General features: G+C 44.7%; 1 protein-coding gene. It reads left to right on the top strand.

The window, feature by feature from the left end; translation table 11 throughout:
• Nucleotides 1-1085, top strand: a 1085-nt coding sequence (locus tag A3729_RS23520; protein WP_156498095.1) for a sensor domain-containing diguanylate cyclase, incomplete at both ends; no start/stop codon positions are given.

Below are 1085 nucleotides of genomic sequence, written 5' to 3'. Positions count from 1 at the left end.
ACTTAAAACTCTGCCTCCAAGATATTGCTATTCATATCGAAGCCCTTGTCGACGAACATATCAAGACCGCTATTTTCATTATCGAGAATGAAGAGCTCCGTCAACTGGCAGCCCCCAGCCTACCCGAGCTATTCCATTCAAAAGTTGACCGCATACCGATCGCTCACGATAGCATGCCCTGTGCTATAGCAGCGCAGACGGGTGAAACCATCATTATTGAAGACCTGCAAAATACGTTTTATTGCCAAAATTTTGCTCATTTATCGCTAACACTAAACCTTAAAGCCTGCTGGGCAACTCCCATATTTTCGGCCCAAAAGGAGGTCCAGGGAGTATTCATTGTCTATTTTCCTGAAATTCAAAGACCAAATGAATCACATTTAGAAATCCTGGAACACTTCACTCACCTAACCAGCATTGCATTAGAGAAGCATAACCTCCGAACCCAGCAACAAAAAGCTCAAACCCAGATAGAACAACTTGCATTTTACGATGCTCTAACCAATCTCCCCAATCGTCGACTTTTGATGGACAGAACCCAGAAAGTTATCGATAGGATTAAACGAGAACACCTCTTTGGCGCCCTGATATTTATCGACCTCAATGGTTTCAAGCGAATCAATGACTCCATAGGCCATTATGTGGGTGACAAACTTCTGGTATCCGTGGCCCGGCGGCTTCAAAACTCTATAAGAGAAGTCGATACCATCGCTAGGATTGGTGGCGATGAGTTTGTTATTTTGCTTGAAGACCTCAGTAGCTCTCGCAAGCAAGTAGAGCAAGAAGCTCTTCAAGTTGCCCAACGAAGCCTTAAAGACCTTGAAAAACACTTTGAATTATCAGACCGACGTTACCGTATCGACGCGAGCATCGGCATAGCAGTCATCAACGAATTCGATTGCGATGCAATAGAACTGCTTAAGCACGCCGATGCCGCTATGTATGAAGCGAAAAAGACTCCCCACAAAAAAATATGCTTCCATAATGATGTGCTTCAGGAGTCCATTGATCACCGCCTACGTGTTGAAGGGGAAATCAATGATGCGCTGGAGCACTTTGCCTTCCACGCCCATTATCAACCTCAA

It is taken from the genome of Oleiphilus sp. HI0043 (genome assembly GCF_001634935.1).
Note: the sequence above shows the minus strand (reverse complement) of the source record. Positions and strands in the feature narration are given on the sequence as shown.